Source organism: Candidatus Accumulibacter necessarius (assembly GCF_036625085.1).
This window is the reverse complement of record NZ_JAZKUM010000004.1, coordinates 112,612-132,516: the sequence shown is the minus strand read 5'-3', so window position 1 is coordinate 132,516 and position 19,905 is coordinate 112,612. Positions and strand designations below refer to the sequence as shown.

Annotated in this window: 16 protein-coding genes and 1 pseudogene; 7 read left to right on the top strand and 10 right to left on the bottom strand. The window is 64.8% G+C overall.

Annotated elements, in window-relative coordinates:
• Positions 1–12 precede the first annotated feature (12 nt).
• Positions 13–219, top strand: a pseudogene (locus tag V5B44_RS11730) (ISAs1 family transposase); the annotation flags it as partial.
• A gap of 140 nt (positions 220–359) precedes the next feature.
• Here V5B44_RS11730 and V5B44_RS11725 read toward each other — a convergent pair.
• Complete coding sequence (locus V5B44_RS11725; protein WP_332359222.1) at positions 360–1,742, bottom strand: FAD-binding oxidoreductase; 1,383 nt, start codon at positions 1,740–1,742, stop codon at positions 360–362.
• Positions 1,743–2,274: 532 nt separating this feature from the next.
• Here V5B44_RS11725 and ppc point away from each other — a divergent pair.
• Positions 2,275–5,064, top strand: coding sequence for a phosphoenolpyruvate carboxylase (ppc, locus tag V5B44_RS11720; protein WP_332359221.1), 2,790 nt, complete (start codon positions 2,275–2,277; stop codon positions 5,062–5,064).
• A gap of 104 nt (positions 5,065–5,168) precedes the next feature.
• On the opposite strand, the gene V5B44_RS11715 is transcribed toward ppc, so the two are convergent.
• From V5B44_RS11715 to V5B44_RS11690, 6 genes are all read right to left on the bottom strand, one after another.
• Positions 5,169–5,846: an MBL fold metallo-hydrolase gene (locus V5B44_RS11715; RefSeq protein WP_332359220.1), complete on the bottom strand. Its 678-nt coding sequence runs from the start codon at positions 5,844–5,846 to the stop codon at positions 5,169–5,171.
• A 189-nt stretch (positions 5,847–6,035) separates the two neighbouring features.
• Positions 6,036–6,767, bottom strand: coding sequence for a hypothetical protein (locus V5B44_RS11710; protein WP_332359219.1), 732 nt, complete (start codon positions 6,765–6,767; stop codon positions 6,036–6,038).
• Between the two features lie 7 nt (positions 6,768–6,774).
• Positions 6,775–7,713, bottom strand: coding sequence for an alpha/beta fold hydrolase (locus tag V5B44_RS11705; RefSeq protein WP_332359218.1), 939 nt, complete (start codon positions 7,711–7,713; stop codon positions 6,775–6,777).
• A gap of 13 nt (positions 7,714–7,726) precedes the next feature.
• On the bottom strand, positions 7,727–9,334 hold the full coding sequence (locus V5B44_RS11700; protein ID WP_332359217.1) for a GMC family oxidoreductase: 1,608 nt from the start codon (positions 9,332–9,334) through the stop codon (positions 7,727–7,729).
• Positions 9,334–9,837 carry a hypothetical protein gene (locus V5B44_RS11695; RefSeq protein WP_332359216.1) on the bottom strand — a complete coding sequence of 168 codons (504 nt, stop codon included), beginning with the start codon at positions 9,835–9,837 and terminating at the stop codon, positions 9,334–9,336. The genes V5B44_RS11700 and V5B44_RS11695 overlap by 1 nt, the downstream gene beginning before the upstream one ends.
• Positions 9,834–11,252 carry a coniferyl aldehyde dehydrogenase gene (locus tag V5B44_RS11690; RefSeq protein WP_332359215.1) on the bottom strand — a complete coding sequence of 473 codons (1,419 nt, stop codon included), beginning with the start codon at positions 11,250–11,252 and terminating at the stop codon, positions 9,834–9,836. The genes V5B44_RS11695 and V5B44_RS11690 overlap by 4 nt, the downstream gene beginning before the upstream one ends.
• A 110-nt stretch (positions 11,253–11,362) precedes the next feature.
• On the opposite strand from V5B44_RS11690, the gene V5B44_RS11685 reads away from it, so the two are divergent.
• From V5B44_RS11685 to V5B44_RS11675, 3 genes are all read left to right on the top strand, one after another.
• The gene (locus V5B44_RS11685; RefSeq protein WP_332359214.1) at positions 11,363–12,094 is read left to right on the top strand and encodes an FFLEELY motif protein; all 732 of its coding nucleotides are present in this window, start codon (positions 11,363–11,365) and stop codon (positions 12,092–12,094) included.
• A gap of 315 nt (positions 12,095–12,409) precedes the next feature.
• Positions 12,410–12,808: a hypothetical protein gene (locus tag V5B44_RS11680; protein WP_332359213.1), complete on the top strand. Its 399-nt coding sequence runs from the start codon at positions 12,410–12,412 to the stop codon at positions 12,806–12,808.
• Between the two features lie 138 nt (positions 12,809–12,946).
• Complete coding sequence (locus tag V5B44_RS11675; RefSeq protein WP_434735440.1) at positions 12,947–14,155, top strand: lytic murein transglycosylase; 1,209 nt, start codon at positions 12,947–12,949, stop codon at positions 14,153–14,155.
• Between the two features lie 231 nt (positions 14,156–14,386).
• Here the strand turns inward: V5B44_RS11675 and V5B44_RS11670 are convergent, their stop codons facing one another.
• Genes V5B44_RS11670 through V5B44_RS11660 form a run of 3 tightly spaced genes read right to left on the bottom strand, consistent with a single transcriptional unit; the run spans position 14,387 to position 16,334 of the window.
• Entirely contained in the window at positions 14,387–15,181 is a 795-nt protein-coding gene (locus V5B44_RS11670; protein ID WP_332359598.1) for a tetratricopeptide repeat protein, read from the bottom strand.
• 10 nt (positions 15,182–15,191) lie between these two features.
• Complete coding sequence (locus tag V5B44_RS11665; RefSeq protein WP_332359212.1) at positions 15,192–15,797, bottom strand: hypothetical protein; 606 nt, start codon at positions 15,795–15,797, stop codon at positions 15,192–15,194.
• A gap of 33 nt (positions 15,798–15,830) precedes the next feature.
• The gene (locus tag V5B44_RS11660; protein WP_332359211.1) at positions 15,831–16,334 is read right to left on the bottom strand and encodes a hypothetical protein; all 504 of its coding nucleotides are present in this window, start codon (positions 16,332–16,334) and stop codon (positions 15,831–15,833) included.
• A gap of 667 nt (positions 16,335–17,001) precedes the next feature.
• Here V5B44_RS11660 and V5B44_RS11655 point away from each other — a divergent pair.
• Together V5B44_RS11655 and V5B44_RS11650 are read left to right on the top strand one after the other, a co-directional pair.
• Positions 17,002–17,592, top strand: a complete 591-nt coding sequence (locus V5B44_RS11655; RefSeq protein WP_332359210.1) for a PEP-CTERM sorting domain-containing protein — start codon at positions 17,002–17,004, stop codon at positions 17,590–17,592.
• Between the two features lie 987 nt (positions 17,593–18,579).
• Positions 18,580–19,884 (top strand): HD-GYP domain-containing protein, encoded by a 1,305-nt coding sequence (locus V5B44_RS11650; RefSeq protein ID WP_332359209.1) that lies wholly within the window; start codon positions 18,580–18,582, stop codon positions 19,882–19,884.
• Positions 19,885–19,905: the final 21 nt, after the last annotated feature.

The following is a 19,905-nucleotide window of genomic DNA, read 5'->3' as shown; positions in this document are numbered from 1 at the left end:
ACTTGCCACAGTCTGCATTGGTGCATGGACGTGGTCTTTGGCGACGACCAGATGCGGGCCCGTACCGATCATGCCGCTCACAACCTCGCCGTCGTGCGCCAATTCGTCTTGAACCTCATCCGCCTCTCCCCGGTCAAGCGCAAGGGCGGTCTCAAGGTTCAGCGCCTCATCGCCGCTACCTCCGATACCTTCCGCGCGGAACTGCTCGGTCTTGTATAAGATTCATGCAATTGCCCTGACGGTGCAGTTTGTGTCGCTCGGGTATTCGCGGCAATCGACGTATTGTCGAGCCATGGTTGTCTGCCTGGATTACGGGGGCCAGTAGCCTTGTATCAGGTACAACACTTCCTCACCATCTCTCAAGCCGGCTGGATATTCTGGTTCATGCGGAACAGGTTGTCCGGGTCGTAGGTTCGCTTCACTTGCGCAAGGCGATCGTAGTTCGGGCCGTAGGCGCTGCGTACGCGATCGCCCTCGTCGGCCGTCAGGAAATTGACGTAGACTCCGCCGCTGGCGAAAGGCGCTGAGGCCTTGAAGAACTCCCTCGCCCAGCCGATGCAACGTTCGTCGTCGGCCGGCTCCTGCCAGCGCCCGTGCACATTCATCACGAACTGCGCATCGCGGTGCGCGTAGGCTGCGGACTCAGGCGCTGGCCGTGTGGTGGCTCCGCCGATGGCGCCGAAGAAGATCTCGCACTGGGGCGATGGCAGATTCTCTATGGACTCAATGACGGCATCGAACAGCCCGTCCTGGAGCGTCGAGAAATTGTGTGACTTCCAGTAGTTGCGCGCCCCTGGTGTAAGCAGCGGGTCAAAGGCCTGCTGCCAGGCGGTGTACGGCTGAACGCCCACATGTTCGCCCAGGGGAGTGCCAAACTTCCGCAGCGGATCGATGAGCGGTTCGCCCAGCTTCGGGTCATCCGCGTAGAGCAGCGCAAGCGCAATCATCCCCGTGCCGTGGACCGCCTCGGGAAGGAACGGCAGGGGTGGAGCCTGGCGCAAGACGGCCCAGACGGAGAGGGCGTCCGGCGCTTGCGCGAGGAATTCGCGGTACTGGCGCAGCACAGACTTCGCCGCGGCGATTGGGTAGACGATCAGGCCGCTCAGAACGTCCGGGCCGACAGGGTGGAGGCGAAACTCGAAGTGGGTGACGACGCCGAAATTGCCGCTGCCACCTCGGAGGGCCCAGAACAGATCGGGGTGCTCGGTGTCGCTGGCACGCACCACCTCGCCAGCGGCGGTGACGACCTCGGCCGACTCGAGGTTGTCGATGGTCATACCGTGCTTGCGGCTGAGCCAACCGAAGCCGCCGCCAAGCGTTAGTCCGGCGACGCCGGTGGTGGAGTTGATGCCGAGCGGCGTCGCGAGGCCGTGGGCTTGGGTGCTGGCGTCGAGGTCCGCGAGCGTGGCGCCGCCCTCGATCGTGACACGGCGCGCGACGGGGTCGACGCTGGCGGCTTTCATCTGCGACAGGTCGATTACGATGCCGTCGTCGCACATGGCACTACCGGCGATGTTGTGCCCGCCGCCACGGACCGCGAGCAGGAGCTCGTTGTCTCTCGCGAAGTTCACTGCAAGGACCACGTCCGACGTGGTGATGCAGCGGACAATGAGCGCGGGATGCTTGTCGATCATCGCATTCCATATCTTGCGCGCGTCGTCGTAGGCTTCGTCGCCCGGAGAAACAACTTCTCCCCCGAACTTTCCTTTGAATGCGTCGATCTTCGTGGATTGTATTTTCACGTGCTCCTCCTTTGCCGAACCGCAGCTGTTAACGTGTTGTCAGACGCTTCCGAATCGTCGATAACGTTAGAGGGTGAAAACTTAGCTTGATCGGTCGATCGCTGAGGCAGCTGGTCTATCGGTGGGCGGAAAACGGCTTTCAGCGCCACAGAAGCGGTCTGCTGGAATTACGGGTTCGACCGGTTGCTGACGGCAGTGAAATCACTTCTTCAGGCAATTTCGACAGCGACTCTGCCTGCCAGTTCCGCTGGAACCTGGCAGGCGCCTTTCGCAACTTTGGGGCGCTGGCCCGATACTGCCAGAGCGTAAAACGCTGTGTGCTGTGCGTCAAGAATCATCCGCTAAGCATCAGGCGGCAAGCTGCTGGGATACAAATGCCGTTCAGTCGAAGTCTCGTTTCCTCTGATCGTCCGCTCGGGCAGGGTTTACGACCCTGGCTTTCATGCAATTGCCCTGCACTCAGGTACCGCAATGAAATTTTCAGCACATGGACCTGATACCATGCTGCGAAATCCACCCTCCCTCGGTTCCCATGACCCGCCACTCCAGCCCTGCTTCCGCCGCTGACGACAAGAACCGCCCCTTGATCGAAGACATCCGCCTGCTCGGGCGCATCCTCGGCGAGGTCATCCGGGAACAGGATGGCCCCGAAGCGTACGAGCTGGTCGAACGTGTGCGGCAACTGTCGATCGCCTACCGCCTGAAAAGCGACACCCAGGCCGGGCAGGACCTCGATGACCTGCTGCGTGGCCTATCGAACGACCAGACGGTCAGCGTCATCCGCGCCTTCAGCTACTTTTCGCACCTGGCCAACATCGCCGAGGACCGGCAGCACGTTCGCCGCCGCCGCCTTCACGAGCGCGCCGGACACCTGCAGGAAGGCTCGCTAGCACTGAGCCTGCGGCGGCTGACAGCGGCCGGCGTATCGCCCGAACAAATCGGCCGCAGCCTGCGTTCGGCGCACATCTCACCCGTCCTCACGGCGCATCCCACCGAGGTCCAGCGGCAGAGCATCCTCGCCGCCGAACGGACCATCGCTGAACTCGTGGAAGGCCGCGAGACCCTGTTCAGCGTGGGCGAACTGGCTGACAACGAGGCGCTGATCAAGGCCAGGGTGACGCAGATCTGGCAGACGCGAATGCTGCGCCTGGCCCGGCTGACGGTCGCCGACGAGATCGAGAACGCTCTCCAGTATTATCGCGCCACTTTTCTGCGCGAGATCCCGCGCCTCTACCGCGCGCTCGAGGAAGCGCTCCCCAGCGAGCAACTGGCTCCCTTCTTCCGCATGGGCAACTGGATCGGTGGCGACCGCGACGGCAACCCGTTCGTTACCGCGGAGACCTTGCGCATGGCGCTGCAGCGACAGGCGGAAACAGCGCTGCAACACTACCTCTCTGAAGTGCACCAGCTGGGCGGCGAACTCTCGATGTCGGCGCAATGGGTGCGCATGACGCCGGCCATGGCGGCGCTCGCCGATCGCTCGCCGGACACCAGTGAGCACCGGCGCGACGAGCCGTACCGGCGGGCGCTGATCGGCATGTATGCGCGCCTGGCGGCGACGCTGCAGGCGCTGACCGGCCAGTCCGCGCTGCGCCACGCGCTGGTCAGCGCTGCCGCCTATCCCTCGGCGGCTGATTTCCTGGATGACCTGCGGGTAATCGAGCACTCGCTGCGCGCCCATCACGCCGATCCCCTGATCGCCCTGCGCCTGGCCCCGCTGATCCGCGCCGTCGAGGTCTTCGGTTTCCACCTGGCGACGGTCGACCTGCGGCAGAGCTCCGACCAGCACGAGGCCGTGCTCGCCGAACTGCTGCGCGTCGCCCGGCTGGAGGAAAACTACGGCGGTCTGGCTGAACCGGCCCGCTGCGCCCTGCTGCTACGACTGCTCGACGATGCGCGCCCGCTGCGTGTGCGCGGCGGCGACTACAGCGCCCTGGCCAACGGCGAACTGGCGATCTTCGAAGCCGCCGCGAGCTTGCGGCAGGCGTTCGGCAAGCACGCCATCCGCCAATACATCATCTCGCACACCGAGGAAGTCAGCGACCTGCTCGAAGTCCTCCTGCTCTTCAAGGAAACCGGCCTGCTGCGCGGCACACTGCGCGAGGGAGCACAGAGCGAACTCAACGTCGTCCCGCTGTTCGAGACGATCAACGATCTGCGCCGCGCGACGGCGATCATGCGCAGCTTCTACGCCACCGCCGGTATCGCCACGATGATCGGGGCCTCGGGCGGCGAGCAGGAAGTGATGCTCGGCTACTCGGACAGCAACAAGGACGGCGGCACCTTCACCAGCACCTGGGAGCTGTACAAGGCCGAGACCTCGCTGGCCGCGCTGTTCGCCGGGCTTCACCAGTCGCAAGGCGTGACGCTGCGCCTCTTCCATGGCCGCGGCGGGACGGTCGGACGCGGCGGCGGACCGAGCTACCAGGCGATCATGGCGCAGCCGCCGGGAACGGTGAATGGCCAGATCCGCCTCACCGAGCAGGGCGAGGTGATTGCCTCCAAGTACGCCAACCCGGAGATTGGCCGCCGCAACCTCGAGACACTGGTTGCAGCAACCCTGGAAACAACCCTGCTGCCGCCGGCCCGGCGGGCACCGGCGCGCTTCCTGGCCGCAGCCGAGGCTCTGAGCGTGGCCAGCATGGCCGCTTATCGACAGCTCGTGTACGAAACACCCGGCTTCGCCGACTACTTCTTCAGCGCTACCCCGATCCGCGAAATCGCCGAATTGAACATCGGCTCCCGCCCCGCCGCCCGCAAGGCAAGCAACGCCATCGAGCACCTGCGGGCGATTCCATGGGGCTTCAGCTGGGGGCAGTGCCGGGTCGCTCTGCCGGGCTGGTGCGGCTTCGGGTCGGCGGTCGACGTCTACCTCGGTGGCCAGAACGACGAGCGCGAGGCACGCTTGGCGCTGCTGCGGAGGATGCACGCGCAGTGGCCCTTCTTCACCACGTTGCTCTCCAACCTGGACATGGTCCTCGCCAAGACCGATCTCGGCATCGCCCGACGATACGTCGAACTGGTCGAGGACGACGCACTCGGCGAGCACATTTTCGGCTTGATCGAAGCCGAATGGCGACGCACGCAGAGTGCACTCGCCCTGATTACCGGCGAGGAGCAGCGCCTGTCATCGAACCCCTCGCTGGCACGCTCGATCGAGCATCGCTTCTCGTACATCGACCCGCTCAACCACCTGCAGGTCGAGCTGATGCGACGCTACCGCAGCAGCGCACCAGGCGACGACGCCGCAATGGAACGTGTGAAGCGCGGCATCCACATCTCCATCAACGGGGTGGCCGCCGGGTTGCGCAATACCGGGTAGCGGCCGGCGTGGCGCCTACCCTGCTGCCACCTCTACCACGTTCGTCAGCGCGAACGGGCGAGTTCCAGGGATCGGGTCCGGCTTGGCGAAAGTAACGGCCGTCGTCAGTCCTCAACAAAGCCGTCGATGAAAGCCGCCACGTTGGCTTGGCCGACAAAGACGCCGTAGTGCCCTTCGCAGAGAATGTCAGCCTGCAGGGCCTGCAACTTGCGCAGCGAGGCCTGATAGTCGGCCCGGTTCGACAACAGCGCCGGGTGGATGGGTCCATGCACATCCTGGGCAAAGAGCACGCGCTTGCCTTCCGATTCGACCAGATAGGCCAGCGATCCGGGTGAGTGTCCCGGAATGTGTATGACCTGAATCTCGCGCTCCGCGAGCAGGATGCGATCGCCGTCGGCCAGCCGGAGATCGACCGGACAGGGGGCCAGATGGTCGCCATACCAGGACGCCGCGCTGAGCTTGTTGTCGCCCGTCTCCAGGGCGGTGGCCTCGAGCGAGTGGATGGCCACCCGCCAGCCGAAGCGCTGCCGGAACGCCGCTGCGCCGCCAGTGTGATCGTAGTGGCAATGTGTCAGCAACAGGTACTGAACCTGCTCCGGAAGGACACCGGCCGCTTCGATGTTCATCAGCACGCGATCGCTGGCACGCCCGCTGCCGGCATCGATCAGAGCCGCTGAATCGGCGAAATGGACGAGGTAGATCGCCGCATCGCTCTGATCGGTCTGCCCAGGGCCACCAACCTGGCAGATTTCGGAGGTGATGATACGAATTTGTGGTCCCATGGTGAGCTTATCCTCGGTCAGCTTCTGTTAACTTCTGTCGGCTTCTGTGAGCGCGGCGATCGCTGCAGCGCCCGGGTCGGTGTGTCAGTCCTCGGACAGCCTTCTTCGGCCTCGACGGGACCTGTAGCGGCTGCTTTAGGAATAGCCCGCGATCTGCTGTAGTGTCGCATGGCACCGGCACCTCCCGTGCTACTGCCGCGGCGGTGGCGTTGGGCTGGCGCCCAGGCCGCGCGGAAGGGCTTGCCCTTGTGGCTCCTCTGACTTCCTGACCGCCGGGCCCTTCTCCATCAATGCCGGTGGCGGCCTGGGCTTCTCGACGGGTATCGGCAGTGGCTGCGGCTGGTGCACCGGCCGGTGATGCCTGAACTCGATATAGCGCAGATAAAAGGTCACCGGCTCCGCCCGCTTGATCACCGCGCCACTGCTGTCGACGATCGCGGCATCGACCTGATGGCGCTGGTTGGCTGGCGGCAAGGTATCGCCCCAGAATTCCGGCGGAATCATGAACTCTGTCGCCGTGAAGCGCTGGCCGACCGGCCGACCATTTACGCTGACCATGATCGCGTGCCCCTCGCCCAGTTGCAGCGCCGGCTCCAGCGCGACCCGAACTTCGAAGAGCGCGGTGTTGGCCGCGACACTGCCATTGTTCTCGGGGAAGACGATGCTGAACTTCTGGTAGCCCGGCACTGCCGCCGCACGATTGCCGGCTTCATCCGGCGTCTTTCTCGCCGCCGGGACCGCCGCCTTGGTCACCGGCACGGCTGGCGACACGTTGAGTTCCGGCAAGGTGACCGACCTGGAACCGGGCTGCGGCTTGTCGGAATAAACCGGGCCACCGGCGCCGCGTGTGACAAACACCTCTTGCGCCAGCGCCTGAACCGCCAGCAGGCAGATCGACACGGCGAACGCCAGCTTGTTCATTGCCTGCTCAGGCGCTGTCTGCCGCGAGAGAGCGCGCGCCGATTCGCTCGAGTGCCGCCAGCAGGGCCTGCGCCACGCGTGGTGAAAAAAGCATCGCCAGGTGACCGATTCCGTCGATCGCCTGATTGGGTACTCCTGGCAGTTGCAGCTGGCTCTGCGGCATCACGAAATTGTCGTGTGAACTGTAGATGACGACAGTATCGACCACCGGCGCCGGGCTGGCAAGGGTCTGCAGCCAGGGGCCGCCGGGCCGCATCTGACGGGCATTTTCGCCATAACCGATGTGCGCCAGCCGGCTGCCCTGATGCGGCGTTCCCAGAGTCACCAGACCTGCCACCCGCGATTCGCCGTGGCGCTGCAGGTAAGCCCGCGCCACCAGGCCGCCCATGCTGTGGCCGACAAGAATCACTCGTGCGGCGCCGGTTTCGGCAAGCACGGCGTCGACGCGCCGGGCCAGGGGATCAACAAAATCATCGATCCCGGTGTAGATTGGCTCAAGGTTGATCGTCGCCACCCTCCAGCCAGCTGCCACGAGCCGGCGGCGCAGCCACCACCAGGCAGCGCGCGAGCAGCCGTAGCCGTGCACCAGCAGAACCGGCGGCCGGCGGCCGGCCGGCTCGGCACCATCCGTTGCGGCCGGCTGCAGACGATCCTCGCCCATCCACCAGCGTTCGAAAGGAAAGATCAGGACGAAGGCGAACAGCAGGGCGCCGTACTCGCCAGCGACCATCACCAGCGCCTGCTGCGGCGACAGCCGCGACGCCGGCGAATGGTAGGCCCAGGCATAAGCGTAGATCAGCGTGAGCAGCGCAGCGCGCAGGCAAAGCACGCCAGCGAGGGCCGCCAGGGCGGCGGTGGCTGGCGAGGCATCGAAAGCGAACCTCGCCAGCGCCAGGTAAAGCGCAATTTCAAGCAGCAGGGACAGACGCAGGGCGCGTGCGAGCATGGGACGGTTCTCCTCAGGGGATGACCGGAGGCGGCCGGCCCGACAGTTCGGCAGCCAGCAGGCTGGCATTGCGGGCGACCAGGCCGTAGATCGAAAGCTGCGGATTGGCCCCCAGGCTGGTCGGAAAAACCGATCCGTCGTGCACCGACAGATTGCCGAGCCAGAAGTGCCGCCCGCGATGATCGACGACACCGCGCTGGGGAGTATCGGCCATGCCGCAACCGCCCATCACGTGCGCGCTGACCACCCGGCAGAGGAAGGGCTTCAGCGGCAACTCGGCGATCCCTTTCTTAGCCTCGGCCCAGCTCGAGTATCCGGGGGAGGTCTCATGCACCGGCGTCACCCAGCGCGCGCCAGCAGCGAACTGGATTTCAGCCATCGCCAGCAGCGCCCGCCGGGCCCCCTCCCAGATCACCTCACCAAGTGGGTAGTCGAGCACCGGCAGACCGTCACTGCCCAGGCGAACCTGGCCACCGCGGCTTTCCGGATGGAAACCGTCGCGCAGCAGCGCCAGCAGCGCGTTGACGTGGGTAAACTCACGCATCAGCCTGGCGTGTGCCTCGCCGAAGCCCTGCAGCGTGGTCGCATAGAGTACCGGGTGCAACGGCGGTGTTTCGAGCTTGAAGCCTAGGGGACCGTCAATCGGCGCCCGATGCAGGAAGTGGTCGCTGTAGATCGACTGCGGCGCACCGGCGTAGGCGTCGACGCGCGCCGGCATCAGCGCCGACGAGATGATCACCGGGTGCAGGAAGGTGCGCTTGCCGAGCAGGCGATAGGGGTCAGGAATGCCGCTGCGCATCAGCAGTGCCGGGCTGCCGATGGCGCCACCGGCGACGACGAAATGGCGGGCGCGCAGTTGCACGCGTTTGCCAGCCGGATGGATGCCGTCTGGCTGCAAGGCCATGCAGTCGAGCGCGCTCACCCGGCTGCCGGCGAAACGCAGGCGTTCGGCGCGCAGCCGGGTGTACAGCGTCGCGCCACGGTTCAGTGCAGCTGGAATGGTGGTCAGCAACATCGATTGCTTGGCGTTGGTCGGGCAGCCCATGCCGCAGTAGCCAAGGTTCCAGCAACCCTTGACGTTGCGCTTGATGCCCGCTACCGGGATACCGAGTTTCTCGGCACCGGCGACGAGGACCTGGTTGTTCTGGTTGGGCGGCGTATCCCAGGAACGTACCCAGAGCTTGTGCTCCATCACCGCAAACCACGAACTCATCGACTCGACGCTCAGTTGCCGCAGGCCGAACTGGCGTTGCCAGAAGTCGAACACTTCCGGCGGTGTGCGGAAGCTGCTCGTCCAGTTCACCGTCGTCGAGCCGCCGACGCAGCGCCCCTGCAGGATGTTCACCGCCTTGTCAGCCGTCTTCCGCGAGGCCGATTCCTGGTACAGCTCGGGGTAGGCATCGGCCTCGCGCATCCGGAAGTCGCTCGACGAGCGCAACGGACCTTCCTCGATCAGTACGACACGCAAGCCGGCGTCGCTGAGGATGTCGGCGGTGACGCCGCCACCGGCACCGGTGCCGACGATGACCACATCGGCCTCCACCGCCTGACTCCTGGTGAGGGTTGAGGCGTCGACGTGCTTCCAGCCATTGGCCAGGCCGGTCTTGATCGGGTCCTGCATCAGAAATACCCCCGTGGTGGGCCGGGATAGCCGATGGCTTCCCAGGTGTCGGCACGTGCATACCAGGCGCCAAAGGTCAGATCGTGCAGTGCGCCGTAGGCGCTCTGCAGCAGGCCGAGACGACTCGATCGCCAATCCTGCAGAAACTCGCTCACCTCGGCGACGCTGGCCTCGCGCCAGGGCTTGCCGACACCGGCCAGGAGCAGCCGCGCCGGCGCAAGCACCAGCAGGCCGAACAACTCGCCGAGTTCCTTCTGGGTGGCCAGCGAAAGACCGTCGACCGCGGTGGCAATGCCGTCGACGGTCAGCGCCACCAACTGGCGCCTTTGCTCGGCGTCCTTCGGTAGCGCACCGTCGAGCAGCGCGCTGCACAGCGCAGCGAGCATCTCGCGCTCGGCTGCGCTCAGACGACGCGCACCGGCCGCGTTCAGCCAGCCGGCAAAGGACAGTACCAGACTGCCGGCGAGACCGGTCTGGATGAACTGCCGTCGGGAGAGAATCATCGCAGCATGATCCTCGTCAAGCGTTCGAACAGGGCACCGTAAGGCGGCTTGAACAGGCCGATGCCGGACAGACGCGATTGCCGGAAGACCGCCTTTCTGACCGAAAAGGTCTCGAAGCCGGCGAAACCGTGATAGCAGCCCATGCCGCTCGGGCCCACGCCACCAAAGGGCAGATCGTCCTGCGCAATGTGCAGGATGGTGTCGTTGATCGTCACACCGCCGGAAACGGTTTCATTGAGCACGCGCTCGATGTGCCTGCGCTCGCTGTCGAAGTAATACAGCGCCAGCGGCCGCGGCCGCTGATTGACGTAGCGAATCGCCTCGTCGAGATCACGATAGGGCAGCACCGGCAGCAGCGGACCGAAGATTTCCTCCCGCATCACGCGCAGATCGTCGCCAGCCTCGAGCAAGGCCAGTGGCGGCAGGTGACGTCGAACCGGGTCGGCGACGGCGGCCGGTGCCAGATCAACCACCTTTGCCCCGGCCATCCTGGCCTCGTCCACGTAAGCGCAGAGGCGGGCGTACTGACGCTGATCGATGATCGTCGAATAGTCGGCGCTCTTGTCGATCTCCGGATAACAGTTGGCGACGACAGTTCGCGCCCGGTCGATGAATGCCTGCTCCAGCCCGGCCGACAACAGGACGTAGTCAGGTGCGATACAGGTCTGCCCGGCGTTCAGGCACTTGCCGACGACGATGCGCTCCACCGCGTGCGCAAAATGGGCGCTGGCAGCCGATCCGGGGCCGATGATCGCCGGGGACTTGCCACCGAGTTCCAGCGTCACCGGCGTCAGATTGTCGGCCGCAGCGCGCATGACGTGTCGACCCACCGCGGTCGAACCCGTGAACAGGAGGTGATCGAAGGGCAGCCTGGAAAATTCCTGTGCCACGCTGGTATCGCCTTCGACCACCGACACCTCGTCGTCGGCGAAGTATCTGCCGACCAGTTCGGCGAGCAGTGATGCCGTCGCTGGGGTGACCTCCGACATCTTGACCAGCGCGCGATTGCCGGCCGCCAGTGCCCCGGCCAACGGTGCCGCGGCGAGGAAAATCGGGTAGTTCCAGGGCACGATGACGCCCACCGCGCCCAACGGCTGATAATGCAGCTCGGCCCTGCCCGGCTGAAACCACAGCGATACCGAGCGCGCCTGCGGCCGCATCCAGCGGCGCAGGTGCCGACGGGTGTGGCGAATGGCCTCGTGCGCCGGAAACAGCTCGAGCATGCGCGTTTCCGCCAGCGAGCGATGGCCGAAATCGCCCCGAACGGCGTCGGCGAGCGCCTTCTCGTTGTCGAGCAGCAGCCGGTCGAGACTCTGCAGGCGGCGATCGCGCACCGCCCGGTCCGGATTCGGATCGCTTCGCGCGGCGCCCTGCAAACGGGCGAAGCGGCTCGCCAGCGAATCGGGATGAGGCATGGCTTGTCCTTTCGAAGATTCTTTCGCGATCAAGTGTATGCTCCCCGGCGTGTTGCCGTTAGGCGATGTCCTCTAAACAGACTCTCCCCGGCGGTGCATAATGCTTCGCCATGGACAGTTCGACGGTCTCGTTGGAGATGCAGCAGAGCGCCGACGCATTACGGCAACACCTGAAGACGGCCAAGCATTTGCGCCTGCAGGCCAACACCGAGCCTGAGGCCGCGCGTGCTCGCCTGCGGCTGCGCGAATGGCAGGCCGGGCGACTGGCCCGCACCCATGCCGTTCTGCTGGCCAGTCCGCGCTTCGGAGAAGCTGCGCAGTTCTTTCTCTCCGACCTCTACGGCCCGAAGGACTTCAGCAGCCGCGACGAGGAGGTCGAGCGCATCCTGCCGCTCCTGATCAAGATGCTTCCGGCTTCGGCGCTGCGCACCATCGCGCTGGCGGTCGAACTGGATGCCCTGTCCGAAGAACTCGATTCGGCCATGATCGCCGAATTGTGTCGGGCCGGGCTGATCGACTGCATCGACGAGGACGCCTATGCTGCCGCCTACCGGGTTGTCGGCTGCCAGGCGGAGCGGGAACGCCAGATTCTGCTGATTCGCGAAACCGGTGAAGCGCTCGACAGACTGGCCAGGAAGCCGCTGTTGAGCGGCATGCTCAAGCTGATGCGCGGTCCTGCCCACCTCACCGGCCTCGGTGAATTGCACGAGTTCCTTGAGCGCGGCTTCAACGCCTTCCGCGGAATGGGCTCGGCAAGCGAGTTTCTCGATTCGATCGAGAGCAAGGAGCAGAAGCTGCTGACCAGGCTATTTACCGGCGCTGCCAATCCCTTCCTGATCTAGCGCCTCTCCGGGTGGCCACGTACACGTTGTGACACAAAACGACAAATACCGCACAGATCTTGTTCGTCTTTATCTATAGCATTCGTTCTGTCGCCGGAGCACTCCCCTCCCCCTCCCCCCCCCCTCCCCCCGGAGTGTCACGGCGACAGCATCACCCGGCCCGCCCAGCTCCCCCTCTGCGCGGGCCGTTTCTATTGTCGGGCAGAGACCACCGCGCACCGCGAGCAAGGTTGCCACAGAGTGGTCCGAGCGCTGCCCACACCGTACAATAAGCGCCAAGGTCGTTCTTCTCGGAACGGGACAACGAGGGTTTGGATGGGAAACAATCACGAACAATCCGGCTTTGCCGACACTCGGCTGGCAGCGCCGCCCGGTGGCATCCTTGGAAAACTGCTGACGATTGCCGCCGGGGCGGTGCTGGTGGTCGTCGCGTTCATGTTTTCGCTGCTGGCACTCACTGTCGTGGTCATCGGCGGATTGCTGGTCTTTGCTTACCTGAAGTGGAAAACCCGTCACCTTCGCCGGCATCTGAACGAGCAGATGCAGCAGCAGGCCAACCCGCAGAGGCAGCAGCCGGGCGGATTGGTCATCGAGGGCGAAGTGATCGGCAGCGCCGAATACGACGCCAAGCCACGTGCCGCGGCCACCGGTCAGGCAGCGAACGACCTTCCGACCCGCCCGACCGAACCACCCGACAAGACCGCGGACGGTTGACAGGCGGTGAATTTTCACCTGGCTGCGGCATGAGTCGCTGTCACGCCCGCGCCGGCCCCGATGACGGCTATTCCGCGCGGCAAACGCTTTCATTGTATCCACCCACCGCGACGCCACCTTTGCCCTGTGAACCTTGCCATGAAAACCGCCTACCTCTTCCTCTCCCTGACTCTGATGACCGGCACCATCGCTGCTCAGGAAGCCGTGCCGGCCGAGCGCTTCACCACCTGCATGGCGGCGCTGCGCGCAGAATCGCCGGCGAAAGGCGTCTCGACGGCTGCCTTCGATCGCCTGACCCGTGGTTTGACGCCCGACATGAGCGTGCTCGAATTCCTCGACTACCAGCCCGAGTTCCGGACACCGATCTGGGATTACCTTGCCGGCCTGGTCGATGAGGAAAGGGTGGCCGATGCACTCGCCATGCGCGAGAAATGGGCGGCCCCGCTGGCCAAGGCAGCGGAGCGCTATCAGGTCGATGCCGACACCGTCGTCGCCGTTTGGGGCGTCGAAAGCAACTTCGGACGCAATTTCGGCAAACGCCCATTGCTCACCTCGCTCGGCACCCTGGCCTGTTTTGGCCGCCGGCAAGCCTACTTCCGGGGCGAGTTCCTGAGCACGCTGAAGATCCTTGACACTGGCGACATCGCGCCGGAGCGCCTCGTTGGTTCGTGGGCCGGCGCCTTCGGCCACACCCAGTTCATGCCATCGACCTTCCTGCGGCTGGCGGTCGATGGCGACGGCGACGGCCGCCGCGACCTGATGGACAGCGTCCCCGATGCCCTCGCCTCGACCGCCAATTTCCTGCACCGGGCGGGCTGGCGCAAGGGCGAGCCCTGGGGTTACGAGGTGGTATTGCCGTCCGCCTTCGACAGCAGCGTCTCGGGACGGCGCAACAAGCGTCCGCTGTCCTACTGGACGGGCCGCGGCGTGCAGCGCGCCGATGGCCAGCCGATCGCCGCCTCGGATGCCGCCGCCGGCCTGCTCCTGCCCGCTGGTCCGCGCGGCCCGGCGTTCCTGGTTTTTCGCAACTTCGACGTGATCTACGGGTACAACGCCGCCGAGAGTTATGCCCTGGCGATCGCTCACCTCGCCGACCGGATCAAGGGCGGCAAGGCGTTTGCCGCACCCTGGCCGACCGACGACCCCGGCCTGTCGCGGCAAGAGCGCCGCGAACTGCAGACCCTGCTCGCCAGCCGGGGACACCCGATCGGCGAGATAGACGGCATGATCGGCGCCAACTCCCGGCAGGCGATCCAGGCCGAGCAGAAGCGCCTGGGTATGGTGGTCGACGGCCGTCCTGGCCAGAAGCTGCTGGCCGCCCTGCGCGCACCACCGCCCGGCAGGTAGGAAGATGTCACAAGGCCCGGAGGAAACCACCGGGCAAGCGGGTGCGTCGATATGCGGCAGGCAGGCCACCGCCAGTGCCGACCTGGCCAGCACGGCTTTGCAGTCACAAGAGCTGACTGCGGGGTGGCAAACTTCGCCGAGAGAAGTGGGCGCTGATCCGCTGGCGAAGCGCTGCGAGGGCGTGGCAGTCGCGCAGCCTGACGGACTACCTGATGATGCTTACCGTGACCTTCATCGTTGCTGCAACAGCGGGAGCACGCTGTCGCGGATTTCGTCTTCGGTCTTGGCCATTGCCCTCGGTAGCTCGCCGTAGTTCCCCAAGATAGTCTGCGTGTTCGGATGCTCAATGCCGACGCTCGCGATGCAGCATCGGAGCGCGCGACGCATCAGCGGCTCGGCCTCGGCCAGCCGGTTGGTGGCCTGAAGCAGGTGAGCCAGGGTGTTGAAACGGACCGCAGTCGTCGGGTGCTCGACGCCGAAGCTCGCCTCGTCGATCGCCAACGCCCGGCGCATCAGTGGCTCGGCATCGCCGTGCACGGCCTTCTCCAGCAGAAAAGTCCCGCTGTCGCTCAGTAATCCGGCGGTCGGATCGGTGATGCCGACCCGGTCGGCGTATCCGGCGACCGCCCGCGCGTGCGGCACCAACTGCTCGAGGACCCGCCAGTTGCGGACGTCCTGAGGGTCGCCAACGAAAGCGGCATTGACCCACGCCAGGCCCTCGATAAGCGCAGCCGGCGGCCATCGGTCGCTCTGGCCACGGCGGGTGACCTCTTGCACCAGCCGGTGAACCGTGAAGCTCGACGTGTTGGCGGCGCGCTTGACCAGCGAATACGAATCCAGTTCTGCCAACGCCTTGAAGGGATCGGTTTCCTCACCCGCCGCTATAGGCAACAGCACCTCCAGTAGCGATTCCGGGCTCGGGTCTGTAGCAAGCCAGGCCACGCGCCTCAGCAGTCGGCGGGCGGCTTCACCGACTTGATCGAACGAGGTCTGCCAGGTGATTGCCACGCTCTTCGGGTACTGCATCAAGCGCGGGTCAAACCAGGCGAGCACCTCGTCGCGTTGACCCTGCCATTCGGCGAAATACTGCGCGAAGCTCTGCGCGCGCTGCGCGATATAGGCGCCCGCCTGTTCGAGCGCCAAAGCGAGGCAGCGGAGTTCTTCGGCCAGCGTTCGCACCGCAACTGCATCGTCGTCGTGAGCGCGGCGTCTGTCCGCGTGCGCGCGAGCAGGAAGTCGGCGGCGGCCTCGGGTGAGAGGACATCGAGCCGCAGAACCGCCAGGCAGCCGCGCTCCAGTTAGCCGGCCCGCTGTTGAGCAGGGTGTGGCCGCCGGCGAGTTGCGGCAGCAGCGATTCGGCCGCTGCGGCGGCTTCTTCGGAATCGACGTTGTCGAACATCATCAGCCAGCCGGGGTGCTCGCACAGCCACTTGAGCACTGCGTCGTGCTGCCGGGCTTCTTCGGTTTCGCGCTGCTCGGGCAGATCGAGGATCCTTCGCCCACAGAGGACGGCGAAGTTGCTCTGCAGCGCCACGGGGTCGTCGGCGCTGGCGAAGAACATCGCCCCGTAGTCGTCGGCGCGCCGCCAGGCGTACTCAAGCGCGAGGCGCGTCATGCCGACGCCGCTGATGCCGTTGATCACGCGCGCGGCGACCGGAGTCGGGTGCTCGGGGACTCACCCGAGCTTGGTGACGAGTTCCTCGATTGCTGCTTCGCGGCCCTTGAAGAACTCGCCGAGGCTGCGGTAGGGCAGACTGACTGGCCGGGTCGGCGGCCCGGCCAGCGCGAGGATCTCGTGGAGCTTCGAGCGCAGCAGTTCCACCACCAGGCGGTTGCCATCGGCAAAGGTGATTTCCGGGTGGCGCTCGAGCTCCGCCAGCCGCGTGAGATGCGCCTGCTGCGGCGCGGCGATGAAAAGCGGCTTGCCGTGATACAACCCCAGCCAGGCTTCCCACTGCGTGTAGGAGACCGCCGGCGCATTGGGTTCGAGGAACGGTACAAGCACAGGAAGGCGACTGACCAAATCCAGATAGCGTTGGCGGATCACTGCCAGCGACGGCGCCTGCGCCAGGGCACCGGTCATGTCGCCGACGAGGTGGACTACCGCGTCGCAGTCGCGGATGTACTCGTCGAGCTTGTCCAGCATTTCGCTGCCGGTGGCGATGAAATCCTTCTGCACCTTGACCGGGACATTCGGCCGGTCGAGGTCGCGACGCAGGGCGTCGCGGTAGCTGCGAAACTTGGCGCTGAGTTGGACAGGAAGCTTTTTACCGTTCGCATGTCCTGCCCCTTTCTTGCCGCGCTGAGCGCTCTACACGCTGATGAAGTCTTGTCTGGATTATCCGGGTGGACGACCGGGGTGTCAAAACGACGGTACGCAGCAACTACGCAGGCGGCGTCTCGGCGGCAGCCGGGAGCTTGATCGCGCCAACCCGGCTACAGCGCCTTGCTGCGTCAGGCGCCTGTAGTCAGCGAGCCACACTTCCCTGCAGAAGGTGCACGTAATTATCAGCCGCCACCAATGAAGTTTCGGGTTGGCCAGCCACGGTGTCGCAGGTCGAGGATCTGTGAGATTCATCATGTCGAGAAATTTTACAGATTGAGCGGGAAGGGGACACCTCCGATTCCCTTGCTAGATGCGTTATAGACCTAAGCTATTGAAAGATTTACTAGGCTCATGTGCCATTGTAGTTCTGGCACGGTTTCTGCTTGTGACGACTGAGCCAGAGGGCTGGCGATAGCGGGAAGAGAAGAAGGCTGCCTGTTTGCAGGCGCTCTCCATCGTCAGAGTGTGGCGTCTGAATCACTAGATCACTTCTTGCTGGTAACTTCACGGGAGATTCACAATGAAACTACGTTCCATGGTCCGGCCGCTGGCCTTGGTCAGCGCATTGTTCGGCTGCGGTCTTGCGCAGGCGAATCTGATTCAGAACGGAGACTTCGCGACCAACGCGAACGGCTGGACCTATAACAACCAGGGTGTAGACGGTGGGTATCTTCCGGGCGAGGGCAATCCCCTGGGCTCTTTCTGGATCAACCACAATGGTCGCAATACTCCAAGTGGTGACCCGGACCCCAAACTGTCACAGGCCATCGCAACCAGCGCAGGCACACAGTACGACCTGACCTTTGACTACTCGGGGAGAGTCATCACGGGCGGATTCGGACTGGCGGTTGATATTGACGGTATCGAGGTCGCTAGCTACCAGATCCTCAATAGCAATTGGATCAACGCAACCCTTTCATTCGTGGCTAGCGGAGCAAACACGACGATCGCCTTCCGCAGCGAGATTAACGGGACTGACTACGACGCGAGAATCGATAGCGTCGCTGTTGAAGTCGGTGGCAACGAAGTTCCGGAGCCGGCTACGCTGGCACTCATGGGCCTCGCGTTTGCAGGGCTTTCGCTACGGCGTGGGCGCAGGACGGCTGTTTAGCTGCCGACTTCTCCCTGGCTCGCGCTCGGCCTTGAGTTGGCCGCCCTCGCTCAGAAGTGCTACGGGCTGAGCGAGGGCCGAGCATACGGCAATGCGGCAAGGAGGGCTGTTATTGCTCCGACCGTCTCCTGCGCAATGTCAACACTGGCGTCCCATCGGCGAGGCTCTGCGCACACGGTGCGCAACCGAGAGGCTCGAGCAACCGGCTAATCTGAGCGATCGCGGCGCCAGCAGGTTTGGCCAGTTGTGAACCGATCCAGTCGATGGTTGCTGGCGGGGGCTACTGCCCATCCTGGTGGAGAACCATGTGACTCACGTCGTTGGCTGGATCGGGAGCATCGGTAGATCCGTAGGTCGCCTTCGGTATTGCGGTCTTGCCTGATTGCTGCAGAGCACACTACTCCAAGTCGCAAAGCAAGCCCCGTGAAGCGCGGCTCCCTCCATGAAACAGCCGCGGCCGTCATCAACCTGGATTCGGAACAAATGGCCACCGCTGAAGTCGATTTGCATTCCAGCAGGCCCTTCAAGCTCCCGACAAAGGCAGCTTGTCTTCCTTCAGCTCTTGCCGTTGAGCCCACGTTCCAGCAACGCCCGGTCGTCTAGGACCACCGCGCGACGGTGGATCGCTTCCCTTGTCTCCCCTGCTTGTTCGGCTCCCTCGGACTTCGGGTGGTGAATGGCAGAGCGACAGTGCGCCACGCTTGCCCTCCGACCTCTTCACCGCCAGCCGGTCTGTGCAGGTCCACCAATACACCTCGGCCACAATGCCCAACGCAGAGCGCGAGCAACAATCGCGCGATAGCGTGGCATAAGTTGTCTTCAGCCCAGCGCGATCGCCTGTCTGCCGACCGGGAATCCGAATCGGCCGCAACAGGAGCAGCGGCATCCGCAGGGCTCGTAACGGCTAACGCTCGCGCCCAGACTGCCCTATAGTGACGACTGCCACCAGGCATCTGATCGACACCGCTGCACAGGAGAGGCCACGACATGTCATCAACCCCGGATGACATCACCCAGCGAGCGGGTGAAATCAGTATCGACGCATCGCAACTGCGTCCGGGGGTGCACGTTCGTTTGCCGCTGCCGTGGATCGAACACCAGTTCATGTTCAGTTCGTTTGTCATTGCGGATGCCGAGCAGGCGCGGCTGATCGCCGCGATGAAGCTACCGCAACTGTTCTGCGATCCGGCGCGCTGCAAGGTTCTGCCGCTGCCGAGACAGGCAGCGGCGGCGCCGGTGGACAGTGAGTCTGTGGCCGAGAGCGAACGACTGGCAGCCCTGGCAGCGGCGCGCCTGGCCGAGAAGCTGGAGCGTTCGCGGGCCACCGACAGCCTCAGGAAAAGGCTTGACAAGGCCCAGCAACACTACCTCGGCGCCGCCAGAGCAGTCGGCAGCGCGATCAAGGCCTTCGTGCACGATCCGCGCGAGGCGATCAGGGAGGTCGCCAGGGTCAGTGAGGAGTCGACGGCGGCCCTGCTCGCCGACCCGGATAGCGCCATCGTGCTGATCGCCGAGAAGGCGCACGACGACGGCCACGCGGCGCACTCGCTGTCGGTGATGACCCTGGCGCTTCTGCTCGGCAAACAGGCCGGGCTGCCGGAGGCGGCGCTGCACGCGCTGGGCATCGGCGCCCTGCTGCACGACCTCGGCAAACAGGGAATCAATCCATCGATCCTGCGCAACAACGAACGCAACCGGCACGAGGAGTCGATCTACCAGACGCATTGCCGCCGCGGCTTCGACCAGGCGGCGCGGGTTGGCAGCCTCTCGCAACCGATGCTCGACGCGATCCTGCACCATCACGAACGCGGCGACGGCCGCGGCTTCCCCGACCGGCTCAGTGGCAACGCGATCCCGCTGACGGCGCGGGTGGTAGCGATTGCCAACCGCTTCGACAACCTCGTCAATCCGCTCGATTACCGGCGTGCGATGTCACCCTCGGAAGCCCTGTCAGCGCTCTGGACGCGGGAGCAGAAGGCCTTCGACCCGGCGCTGCTGGCCCTCTTCGTTCGCGCCATGGGCGTCTATCCGCCAGGCTCGATCGTCCAGCTCAGCGACGGGCGCATCGGCGCGGTGATCAGCTCGGCCTCCGCCGACCGGCCCTTGTGCCCGCAGGTAATGATCTACGCCCCCGAGGTGCCGCGCCGGCAATCGATCATGCTCGATCTGGCGCGCGCCGACGGCATCACGATCGACCGTCCCTTGCGTTTGCATGATCGCCCGGCCGAGGAACTGGATTATCTGCTGCCCCGGCGCAAGATCAACTGGTCGTACATGGCCAAACAGAAGTGACCCGGACCTGCCGACTGGCCT

Coding starts and splice junctions, on each gene's coding strand:
- ppc (WP_332359221.1), top strand. CDS start 2,275: ATGACCCGCCACTCCAGCCCTGCTTCCGCCGCTGACGACAAGAACCGC.
- V5B44_RS11715 (WP_332359220.1), bottom strand. CDS start 5,846: ATGGGACCACAAATTCGTATCATCACCTCCGAAATCTGCCAGGTTGGT.
- V5B44_RS11710 (WP_332359219.1), bottom strand. CDS start 6,767: ATGAACAAGCTGGCGTTCGCCGTGTCGATCTGCCTGCTGGCGGTTCAG.
- V5B44_RS11705 (WP_332359218.1), bottom strand. CDS start 7,713: ATGCTCGCACGCGCCCTGCGTCTGTCCCTGCTGCTTGAAATTGCGCTT.
- V5B44_RS11700 (WP_332359217.1), bottom strand. CDS start 9,334: ATGCAGGACCCGATCAAGACCGGCCTGGCCAATGGCTGGAAGCACGTC.
- V5B44_RS11695 (WP_332359216.1), bottom strand. CDS start 9,837: ATGATTCTCTCCCGACGGCAGTTCATCCAGACCGGTCTCGCCGGCAGT.
- V5B44_RS11690 (WP_332359215.1), bottom strand. CDS start 11,252: ATGCCTCATCCCGATTCGCTGGCGAGCCGCTTCGCCCGTTTGCAGGGC.
- V5B44_RS11685 (WP_332359214.1), top strand. CDS start 11,363: ATGGACAGTTCGACGGTCTCGTTGGAGATGCAGCAGAGCGCCGACGCA.
- V5B44_RS11680 (WP_332359213.1), top strand. CDS start 12,410: ATGGGAAACAATCACGAACAATCCGGCTTTGCCGACACTCGGCTGGCA.
- V5B44_RS11675 (WP_434735440.1), top strand. CDS start 12,947: ATGAAAACCGCCTACCTCTTCCTCTCCCTGACTCTGATGACCGGCACC.
- V5B44_RS11670 (WP_332359598.1), bottom strand. CDS start 15,181: ATGCAGTACCCGAAGAGCGTGGCAATCACCTGGCAGACCTCGTTCGAT.
- V5B44_RS11655 (WP_332359210.1), top strand. CDS start 17,002: ATGAAACTACGTTCCATGGTCCGGCCGCTGGCCTTGGTCAGCGCATTG.
- V5B44_RS11650 (WP_332359209.1), top strand. CDS start 18,580: ATGTCATCAACCCCGGATGACATCACCCAGCGAGCGGGTGAAATCAGT.